The sequence below is a fragment of the Pseudonocardia zijingensis genome (assembly GCF_042657305.1).
Classification (GTDB): Bacteria; Actinomycetota; Actinomycetes; order Mycobacteriales; family Pseudonocardiaceae; genus Pseudonocardia; species Pseudonocardia zijingensis.
The window spans coordinates 1-11826 of record NZ_JBHSKO010000054.1 but is presented as its reverse complement, the minus strand read 5'-3'; the positions used below and the strand labels follow the sequence as shown (position 1 = coordinate 11826).

1 protein-coding gene is annotated in these 11826 nt (G+C 75.4%); it reads right to left on the bottom strand.

Translation table 11 applies throughout. The annotated features are described in order from the left end of the window. A partial coding sequence (locus ACFPL3_RS41695) for an amidohydrolase (RefSeq protein WP_379590980.1) occupies positions 1-11826 on the bottom strand: 11826 nt, incomplete at both ends.

Here is an 11826-nt window from a genome sequence, read left to right as displayed (position 1 = left end):
CGACGAGCACCCCGGCGCCTCCGGCGGCCCACGCGACCGCGGGCGCCCACGCGAGCGCCGCGCCGGCAGCCAGCCCGGCGGTGAGCAGGACCGCGGCGGCGAGCACGCCTGCCGCCCCCGGCGGTCCCCGGGCCGCTCCGCCCGGCCGGAGCGCCGACGGCACCCGCGCTCCCACCACGATCCCGGCCAGCGAAGCGGCGGCGACGACGACGGCGCCGAACCCGAGCACGGTCAGCACGTCCAGGAACAACGCGGTGCCGAGCCAGCCGCCCACGGCCGCCAGCGCGGTCAACCACCCCACCCGGACGGCGGGCCCGGCCCGCCGGCTCAGCACCGTGCCTCCGACCAGCACGGCCGCGGCCACCACCAGAGCCACCGGCAGCGGCAGCCCGACGCGGTCCTCGAACAGGGCGGCCGCCTCGGCGAGCGCGGCCTGGATCGCCGGATCCAGGCGGCCGAGCAGCAGCGCCGCCGGCAGCACGGCCGCACCGGACCAGCCGCGTTCGCCGCCCGGCGCGGTCTCCAGGCGGTACACCGGCACGTCCCGGTCTGCCTCGGACAGCTGGCCGGTGGCCACCATCTGCGCGCGAGCGGCCGCGAACGCCTCCTCCGCCGCCCGTTCCAGCAACCGCAGCGCCACCGAGCGCACCTCGGGGTTCGCCGACCACAGGGTTGCGGCCGCGGTCGCCCGGTCCGGGATCGCGTTCTTCGCCTCGCCACCGGCGATCCGCCCGAACGACCACGTGACCGCGGTGCCGTCGGCGTCGCTCAGCACGCCCGCGTCCGCGAGCATCCGCCGCCAGCTGCCCTCCAGCCGTGGCACCACCTCCCCCAGCATCGTGTTCGCGTTGATCGCCGGCTTCGGTCCGGAACGCGGCCGCGACCCGTGCCCGGCACGGCCGGTCACCGTGATCCGCACGTCGTCGATCAGCGCGTCGTGGGTTCCTACGGCGCCGGGCCCGCGGTCGGGGGCCGCGGACCGGTCGTCGCCCGGAGGGGCGCGCGGCGACACCGAACCGCGTCGCTTCGGCCGGACCGCGGGCGCCGACGACTCCGCACGGGCGAGCGCCTCGTCGAGGGAGGGAGCGGCGGCGCCGGCGGGCGGCAGGTGCGCCAGCGCGTCGACGGCGACCCGGGAGAACAGGCCGATCCCGGCCGGGACCGCGGTGGCGGGGTCGGAGATCGCCGGGAACAGCCCGCTGTGCAGGTCCTCCACCGCGGCCCCGGCCCGCCGGATCCCCAGCGACAGGTACACCCCGGGCACCAGCCCGCTCAGGGACGCGAAGTCGTCGCCACCGGGCGAGGCCTCCACCGCGACCAGGTTCTCCGAGCCCACTTGACGGGCGGCGACGGTGCTCACCAGCCGCGTGAGCGCCTCGTCGTTGACCACCATCCCGACCAGCGGTTCGATCTCCCACGCCACGGCCGGTACGCCGGCGCCTGCCAGGTCGTCCTGGGACGCGTCGACCGCCTCCTGCAGGGCCTGCGGCAGCAGCCGTTGCGCCAGCTCACGCGCTTCCGGGGTCCCCGACCGCAGCGTGCCCGCCAGCACCGCCTCGCCCGCCCGGCCGTGCATCTCCCCGAACGAGAACGCGATCGGGTCGCCCTCGTCGTTGGCCGCCAGGCCGTGCTCGCGCAGCAGCCGCTCCCACACCGCAGGCACCCTCGCGGCGAGGCCGAGCACCAGCGGGTTCGGGTTCACCCCGTCGTCCGGGCCGGCCCGGCCGGTGACCGTGATCCGCACCGCGTCCGCCGAGTAGTTCATCGTGCCCGGCCGGATGCCGATGGTGCCGGTGAACAGCTGCGGCATGACGTGCAGGCCGTACACCTGCTCGACGCCGTCCAGGACCCCGGCGGCGACCATCGCGTCCGCGCCGGTCCCGGCTTCCTCGGCCGGTTGGAAGATCAGCCGGACCCGACTGCGCACCGCACCCGGCGGTGCGCCCGCCAGCACGTGCGCCACCCCCAGCACCACCGCGGTGTGGATGTCGTGCCCGCAGGCGTGGCACACCCCAGCCCGGCTCGACGCGTACGGCAGGTCGCTCTCCTCCGGCACCGGCAACGCGTCGATGTCGGCCCGGATCGCAACCACCCGCGGGCCGTCGCCGACGTCCACGACCACGCCGGTCCCGCCGACCCGCCGTGGCTCGAGGCCCAGCGCCCGCAGCTCCGCCACGAGGAAGTCGGCGGTCTCGTGCTCCTCACCGCTGAGCTCGGGGTGCTCGTGCATGCGCCGGTACCCGTTCATCGCCGGCGGCACCGCCAGCGGGACCCGTTCGTCCAGCCAAGCGGTCGGCGGCGCGTCAGCCGGGCGCCGCGGGCCGGCGATGAACGTCCGGTACAGCACCCGGCGGATGTCCACCGGCACGAACCGGTAGCCACCCCGGATGATCACGTTGCGCACGAATTGGGTGCGGGTCGTGAACCCGAGCGCGCGGAACCGGCGCTGCAGACCCATCTCGGCCCGGAACTGGCGCATCCCGCCCCGCCGGGCGTAGGCCCCCGCTCCGACGCGGTACTTCACCAGCGGCTCTGCGACGTTGGCCACCCGAGCGCCCGCGACGATCAGCTTCCCCCAGAGGTGGTAGTCCTCCATCGTGGCGAAGTCGCCGTAGCCGCCGACCCGGGCAACCGCCTCGCGCCGGAAGACCACCGACGGGTGGAAGAACGGCGTCGCGAACCGCGCACGGCGCGCGATCTCCTCGGGATCGGTCGCCACCGATCGGGTGAACAGGACGTCGTCGGGGTCTCGGCCGAACTCCACCAGGCCCGAGCCGACGATGTCCACCCCGGATTCGATGATCGGCATCTGGACGGCGAGCCGGTGCGGGAGCGAGATGTCGTCGGCGTCCATCCGCGCGATCACCGGGTGGGATGCGGCGGCGAGACCAGCGTCGAGGGCAGGCCCGAGCCCGACGTTGCGCGCCAACCGCACCACCTGCACCGGCACCGGGGTGGACGCCGCGAGTTCGTCGACCAACTCCGCCAGCTCGTCGGGCACCGGCCCGTCGAACACGATGACGACCTCGTCCGGCGGTCGCGTCTGGTCGTTCACCGACGACCGGAACGCCTCGACGAGGAACCCGAGGTGGGTGCGCCGCCACACCGCCATGAGCAGCGACACCTTCAGCGCCTCCGCCTCGCCCACCGTCGACGGCGCTTCCTGCCCAGCAGGTGAGCCACGCGCGTCGGTCGTCCGGTGGTGCCGCACCAGCCGCCCGGAGGCGACGCCCAGCGCCATGACCGCGGCCCCGGCGACGGTCAGGACGGCGAACTCCACGACGACGTCGAGGAACACCGCGCCCGCGACGGCCACGGACCCGGCCACCACCGCGGGCGCCGCGACGTGCACGGCCCGGGCCACGGGGCCGCGCCACCGCCGAGCGAGCTCGGCCACTCTCCCGGCGCCGTTCCGCACCCGATCCGTCTCGGGCCGAGATTCGGCCGAGCGCCTCAGCACGCGGACCGTCACCGCGACGAGGAGTGCGGTGCCCGCACCGACGGCCGCTCCGACGGCGATCGCGCCCCACCCGAGGACGATCGGCGCCCCGACCAGCGCCACGGCTCCCGACCCGATCGCGAGGCCGACGGGGACGGCACCGGAATCGGCCCGATCCCCCCGCCCGTCGGCACTCGAGCCGAGCCGGACGCCGTAACGCGCGAACGCCGCCGCGACGGCGTCCCGCGAACCGTGGGCCGGGTGTGCCGTGCCGGGGAACGACCGGCTGCCGAAGGTGATCCGGCCGCGGACGCGGTGCCCGTCGAGGGTGAACCGGGCCGTGCCCGCGGCGACCACCTCGGCGCCCTCGGACAGCACGGGGTGGGCCACCCGGTACCGGCCGGATCCTGGGCCGCGGACCTGCGCGGGAGCGATCCAGACGCTGCCGTCGTGGCGCACCACCCAACGCACCGCCGAGTACCGGCGGATCGTCGCCCGCGCCGCGGGGGTGTTCAGCTCCGCGGGCAGCACCTGGTGGTGCCACGCGGCGGCGAGCATGCCCGGCAGCCGGGACGGCCGTCGCATCACGTGGCGCCGGACGCGGTCGATCAGCTCCCGGGCCGCCGGGTCGAGCCGGGTCGGGGGCGTGCGGAGCCGGAGCTCCTCGGCGATCCAGCGGGTGATCTCGGCGCGGTGGGCCCCGGTCACCCGGACCGCCCACGCGACCGGCAGGCCGCGTCGGAGCCCGTCGAGCGCGTATCCGCGCGGGTCGACCGGGCGCAGGTGCACCCCGGTCGCGGCGGCGCGCACCCGGTGGTACAGCCGACGGACGACGGCCAGCCCGAGCACCGCCACCGGCACCGCGACCGCCACCGCCGCGGCCGTCAGGGCGGACACGCCCGGGCCTGCGGGCACCGTGAACGTGATCAACAGGGCGGTGCCCAGGATGGTGGTCAGGTACGCCGCGGTGGCGCGGCCGAAGAACGTCCGGAGCCGGTGCGCCCATCCCCCGATCCCGGGCTTGTCGGTACTGCGGATGAGGTTCACCATCGCCACGACCGTGGCCAGCGCGAGCAGCGGCAACAGCCCACCGAACGCCGGCAGCAGCGGCACCGGCGCCGTCATCAGCCCGAGCATGATCAACGACAGCGCGAAGTAGGCGCTCGCCGTGGGCAACTTGCTGCTCGGGCGCACGCCCAGCCCGAGCTCGGTCTGCAACGCCAGCTCCGTCTGGTAGCTGGTGGCGCCGGTCAGCACCGCCGCGGCAACGATCTTGGCCGAGATCAGCACCCCGAGCATGGCGAGCACGCCGGACGTCGCCGCGGCAGCGGTCGCGCCCTCGACGAGGAACGTCGCCGTCAGCCCGATGTTCGCCAGCGTGACCACCGGATAGGCCCAGTAGTTCGTCAGCTTCCGCGCCCACGGCCAGGCGGCGATGTTGAAGCCGAACCAGCCGGAGACCGCCGCTGCCAGCACCGGCGCCAGCAGCAGCACGTCGGACACCGCGTACAGCAGGTAGGCCGGCGTCAACGCGTGGAAGGCGAGGTTGCCGACGAACGTGAGCGCGATCGTCGCGTTGATCGCCCGGCCCACCGAGGTCTGCGCGCCGGTCGTCAGCAGCGAGGTCAGGCTCGTCCCGATCGCCCGGTTCGTCAGGTCGGTCCAGCGCGAGTACTCCTGCACCAGGCGCCCGTGCCGTTCCGCCCGGGACTCCCCGTCCTCGAGCGGCCTGCGCAGCAGCCCACCAGGGCCGAACACGTTCGTCAGGAACTGCCGGGTGACCTCCGTGACCCGCCCGAGCCGGTCGCTGCTCACCCCGTACGCGGCGGCGTTGCGGCGCACCAAGTCGTGCAGCCACGTGACCTTCTGCTCCGTGACCAGGCCGCGCTCGTACATCGATTCGTGCACGACCCGCACCGCCGTCTGCTCGGCGGTCCGCACCAGCGTGAGCAGACCGCGCGCGACGAACGCCATCGAGCTGATCCAGCCCAGCGCCGCGGGCACGGTCCACAACCCGGCCAGCACGGCGACGACGGCCAGGGCGGCCCCGAGGGTGAGCCACAGCACCGCGCGCCGCGCCGTGGCGGACCGCTTCGCAACCTCGGCGCGGGCACCCTCGATCTGCGCCTGGCGCTCGTCCACCAGCTCCAGGACGCGGCCTCGGCGGCTCTCCGGCACCCCGGCCCGGCGGGCCTGGTCGACGGCGACGAGCGCCTCGATCGGACGGCCGCCACCCGGGAGCTCGCCCGCCGCGGCCGGGACCGGCGCGGGCGCAGCGGGCCGCCGGTGGCCGTCCTTCAGGTCCCGCACGGCGATCCGCACCGCACGCCACCACAGCCGGACGGTGTTGCGGCCGGTGGCGGAGCGGTCGCTGATCGCCCACCGCCAGTCGCGCATGTCGCGCAGCTGCCGGCCCTCGTCCCCGTCGAACGGGTGCGGCCCCGGGTCGGAGATCGGTGCCTCGCGCGGGCCCTCGCCGGGCAGCCGCTCCGACTGCAGCGTGCCGTAGCCGCGCATCCGCCACAGCACGACGCGGTCGCGCACCCATTGCTGGTACCGCGGGGGGAACCCGTCCAGCACCTCGTCCCAGACCCCGGACTCGACGTTGCGGATCCGCCAGGCCCGCACGTCCGCCCGGGCCACCGCCAGCAGCGCGATGAGGTTGCGGAACACGATGGCGTCCTGCGCGCCCGGTGCCAGCGCGTCGATCTCGACCAGGATCGGGCCCATGTCCCGGACGTGCCGCAGGTGGTGGTCCTCGGTGGGCGACTTCAGGCTGTCCGTGCCGAAGATCAGCATCCGGTGGTGCGCGGCGGCGATGCGCACGAAGCGGTCCCGGATCTCGGACGTCTCGGTGATGTGCTGGGCCAGGTCGTTCCACGACACGTCGACGTAGAGGTTGGGGAACCGCTCCTCCCGCACCGAGAAGACCTCGGCCTCGAGGAAGCCGAGGTACTCGGGGGACAGCGTCGTGTACTTGCCGGTGCCCACGTGCGCCAGCACGACCCTCGCGCGCGGGTGCTCCCGCAGGGCTGCCAGGAACGCCACCAGGTACCGCATGTCGGGCACCCCGGCGATCGCGAACCCGTCGCGGCCCAACATCGGCTCGCCCGCGTCGTTGTGCACGACCCCGACGGCTCCGGTCTCCTCCAGCCCCTCGAGGAACTCGGTCATGCCCCGCCCGTACACCCGGCCGATGTGGAAGGCGCCGAGCCCGGTCTCCTCGGCGAGGCCGAGACGCACCAGCGCGGCGTCGAGCTGCCGCAGCACCACCGGCGTTGCCACGGCCGGGTCGGCCAGCTCGTGCAGCCGGACCACCACGTCCTGCGCTCGCGCCGAGTAGAGGTCGTCGACGGCGGCCGCCAGCTCGGGGAACTCCCCGCGATCGAGGCGCTCGTCGGCCATGGCCGCCCGCAGGTGGGACGCGGCCGCGCGCAGCCGCTCCAGGGTCCGCGGGTACTCCGGGTCGAGCAGGTTCGCCGCCTGGTCCCCCAGCTGCAGCGTGACGTTCTCCTTGTGGAACGTCCGCTCCCCGAAGAAGTAGGCCTTCGGCTCGACGAGCTGCGTCGCCAGGTCGTAGAGCTTCCCGCCCGGGATGTCGAACCGGCCGCCGGTGATCCCGGCGAGCATCCGCCAGACCAGCTGCGGAGGCGCCAGCCGGAGCTGCCGGAACAGGTGCGCGTCGGTCAGCTTGCCGCGCATGGCGAGCATGGCCACCCCGAACCCGGTGGTCGCCTGCTGCGCGTCGACGTCGCCGTAGTAGGCCAGGCCCTTGATCCGCTGCGGGATCGGGTGGAACGTGATGATCACGTCGCGGCCGGCGACGAGGTGCTTGCGCACCAGCGCCCCCACCGTCGCCACGCGGTGGTAGGGGTAGCCGTGCAGGTGGTAGTGGCCGTCGGCGAACTTCGCGATCGCGACGACCAGCTCGCCCGCGTGCGGCTCGACGGTCATCCCCTCGGCCCGCTGCAGCACGATCCGCCGCCCGCGGAAGGTCACCGCCAACCCCGCCGACCGCAGCGCCTGCAGCACGGGGAGGATCACCCAGTCGGTGATGCCCGGAACGGGGATCTCGTCCTCGCGACCCCGCTGCGGGAGGTCCGCGGCCGCCTCCTCGGCCGCCGCCAGCCGCTGCTGCCGGGCGGACACCTCGGCCGCCAGCGCCGTGAGCAGCTCGGCCGGGCTCATGCCCGCCGGGTCGAGCCCCGGCGGGGCCCGCGGTGCCGTCGCCGGGTCCATGGCCGCCGAGTAGATCTCCGCCGGGTCGATCGCCAGTGCCACCGCCAGGCGCGCCACGGTCGCGTCGTGGCCGAGCTCCCCCACCAGCCGGTCGTAGGCCCACCCGGCCCAGCCCCGACGCTCGTGGAACGCCGGCAACGCCAGGGCGAACTCCACCCACGGGTCGGCCGCCGCACCGGGCGACCGCACGCGGGCCGGTGCGGCCACCGCCGCCCGGCGCTGCGCCGCGGGCCCCGCCACCAGCGCCGCCGGCACGCCCACGGCCGCGGCGATCTGCGCGTCCGTCGCTCCTGCCGCCACCGCCGCGTCGACCGCGGCCCCGATCAGCTCCCGGACCGCCGCCCGCGCCCGCGACGCCTGCGCGAGGGTCTGCAGCACGCTCGTCCGGCGCCGCTCGACCTCACGCGTGATCTCGTCGAGGTACTGCCTGCCGGTCAGGCTGAAGTACTCCAGGTTCGGTGCGGCCGCACGCATCTCGGCCGGGTCGGCGAGGATCGCCGCCCGCACCTCCTCCGGCGACACGCGCAGCGCCGCGGCGGCGATCGCGACCAGGTCCTGCCCGACGTGCTCACCGGCCTTCTCCAGCTCGGCGACCAGCCGAGGTGCCCAGGTCAGGCGCTCGGCGTACGCGCGCCGCGCCGTCCGCGCCCGGCGCACCCGCTCGACCAGTCCGGCGGCGGCGGGCCCGAGTGCCGGGCCCTTGGCCCGGACCTCCTCCCGCAGCACCCACACCGTGCGGAACGCGCGACCGTGCCACACCCGCCACCCGGACGGGACCAGCGCCGTGACGATCGGGCGGGCGTCCTCGTCGTGGGCCCGGCCGTCGTAGCGCTGCCGCGCGTCGTGGCCGACGTGGAACTCCATGGCGTGGGCGATCACCCGGTCGCGCAGGCCGGCCCGCTGCAACTGCCGACGCCGGTGGGTGGGGACGAACACCACGCCGCCCCGCTCCTCCTGCCACGAGAACTCGACCACCCGCCGCGCGAGGCTGCGGGCCGCCGCTCGTGGCACACCGAGGCGACGCAGGTACCGGCGCAGCGTGCCGGCACGCGCCTCCCAGTACTCCACGCCCGCACCCAGGCCGTCCGGCCGGGCGCGCCCGGTGAGCGCACGTCCCGCGGCCGTCCGGTCCAGCCACATCAGAGCCAGCGCACCCAACACCTGCCGGGACTCCTCGCGGGTGAAGCCGCCGCCTGCGTCGACGCCGCCCGCACCACCACGGATCTGCCGGACGGGCGTGCCCGCCGGTGACGACGGCCGGTGCGAACCGAGCAACGCGCGGCTCGTCCACCAGGTCAGCGCGACCACGGCGACCGCCAGGACCCCGACGGCCGCGACCGCGGCGAGCCCGACCAGCACAGTGGTCCACACAGTGGTCCACACCGCCTCACCGGCGAGCGGCGCCCCGCCGATCGCGAGCAACAGCAACGGCACGATTCCGGTCTGCAGGTTCGTGCCGCCGTCGGGCCGGTGGAACTCCTCGAACACCTGCCGGACGTCCGGGGTCACCTCGGCGATCCACCGGATCTCGGAGGCCGGGACCGGTTCGCCGGGCCGCTCGACCACCACGTAGGCGAGGAGCTCCTCGGGCAGGCCGAGCGACCACCGCCAGGCGCCGATCCAGTGCCGCGTCAGGAGCGCCGCCGCGTCCGCGGGCAGGTGCCCGTCGTCGTCGCGCAGCCGGGCGAGCTTCACCGACAGGTCCTCGATCGGACCGAGCCGCAGGAGCGCATCCCCCACGGCGACGACCGACTCCACGGGCACGGCACCGCTCTCCGCCGGCCGGGTGCCCGGGATCACCGCCCGCCGCCGACGCACGGTCTCATGGGCGATGCCGATGTCCCCGGTGTCGACGAGCACCTGCGCGTACTCGGTCAGGAGCCCGAGCAGCACGGGGTCCGCGGGCCAGCCCGCGAACAGCGCGTCCACGTCGGCCACGGGCAGGCCGCGGAGCACCGAGGAGCCGAAGAGGGTGTGGAAGAGGTCGGCCGGTTGCTCCAGGAGGGAGGGCGCGAGCTCCGGATCGCGGCCGATCTCGCCGGCGAGCTCCTCGAGCCTCGCCGCGACGGCCTCGGTGAGGTCGAACGCACGCACCGCGGGGTCGAACCGCCGGACCTCTCCGACCAGGTCGAGCCACGCCTCCACCAGCAGGCCGGACGGGTCGGCCGGCAGCCGGTGGAGCACCTCGTCGAGGACGTTCTGGTACCGCCACCGCGCCGGATCGGCCCACACCGCGACCACGTCGATCAGAGCGCGCAGCGGTGCGCCCGCCACCCCGTGCCGCACGGCGTCGGGCACCGCCACGCGCAGCACCGCGAGCACCCGCTCGCGCTGCACCTCCTGCGCGCGTGTACCGGCCCGGCCGGTGTCGTCGAGGGGCAACGGCTGCTGCACCGCCGTACCGACCACGCGCAAGAAGGCCTCGCGCCACGGCGCCTCGAACCGGTCCGGCCGCCGTGCGGCCAGCTCGTCGAGGATCACCAGCGCGTGCTCCCACAGCCACGCGGGCATCGGGCCGGTCACCTGGGCGGCGCCCACCACCAACCAGGCCCGGGCCTGCGTCGACAGCGGTAGGGCGACCCGCGACGCGTCGAACCCGGGCCGGTCGTCCGCCCACGCGCCGGCGGTCCGCCGCAGCTCCCGGTCCACCGCACCGGCGATGACCCCGAGCACCCGGGCCCGCGGTGCGCCGGCCGTGACACCGGTCCGGACAGCCTCGTCGAACCGGCCGCCGGTGTCGCTCACCCCGATCCCGGGGAAGGAGTCGGGAGTACCGATGACGTGCCAGAACACGTCGCCGATCCATTCGGCCTCCACGCGGAGGAACTCGTCGCGGGCCGCAGCAGCCTCGTCACGGCCTCTCCGCTCCTCGATGAGCTCCGCCTGCGGTCGGACCCGATCGGCGAGCCCCAGGTACCACGTCAGCGAATCGGGGCCCGCGTCCACGAGGGCGGCCCGCAGCTCGGCCCGGCGGTCGTCGCCGCCCACCCTCCCGAGTGCGTCCAGCGCGTCGCCGACGTACTGCCACCTGATGCCGTCGGCGTACGCCGGGTCCTCGTCGGAGAGCCGTTCCGCCGCGTCCACCAGCCCCTGCAGGTACCGGAAGTCCACGTGGCCGACCGCCCGGTCCAGGAGGAGCACCACCAGCGCCGCCCAGTGCCGCCCGGTCGGTGCGCCGGCAGGCAGCCGTTCCAGGCTCTCCCGGACCTCGACCGGGTTCCGGGTCTTCCGGAGGAGCTCCTCGGCGACCTTCTCCAGGGTCAGGTAGTCGCTGATCGCGGAGAACTCGCGCCACGCGTCGTCCACCCGGCCGGCCGCCACGAGGTGGCGCGCCATGCCCTCCTCCGCGGTGTCGAGGAGCGATCGGACGACGGGATCGGTCTGCACGGCCGGATCGGCCCGCAGGCGCTGGACCACCTCGCGCAGCATCGCCAGGAGGTAGCGCCGCCTCAGCTCGTTCTCGACGTCCTCCCGGCGCGACTCGTCCGCCCAGAACGCGGCATCCTCATCGGGGTCGTCGCGGCCGCCCGGCCGCCCGGCCACCGCCATCGCGAGGCCGCCCGCACCGGCGGCGAAGCCACCACCCACCAGCACCGCGAGCACCACCGCGACCAGCACCACGAGGCCGGCGACCAGCAGTGCGCGCAGCCGCGTGGCCGTGGCCCACCGCCACGCCGCCACCAGCGGGCGGGCGGCCGCAGCCGCCGCCGACGTGAAGGCCTGCGTTGACCCGGGAGCGGGACGTGCCGGGCCCGACCCGGGTGCCGGTGGGCCGCGCAGGGTGTGGCCGAGCTCGGCCAGCCCCCGCTCGACCAGCACGACCTGCGCGCCGGTCAGGCCCAACGCCCGCAACTCGTCGCCGGTGTGGACGACCAGATCACCCAGGTTGAGGATCCCCCGCCCCTCCAACGCGGACATGACCTCGGCGGCAGTGGTCCTGGCCTCGGGGCCACCGACCAGCTCCGTGATGGCCGCCTCGAGCTGGGCGATCGAGCCGACCTTGAACCGGGTCACGAACCGGGCGGCGACGATCATCGCCGCGGTCACCACCACATAACCGGCCCCCAGGGCCAGCTCCACGGCCCCGGCCGTCGCCACCGTCAACCCACCCGGCGCCAACCCGGCCACCACCAGCTGGGTCAACCCCA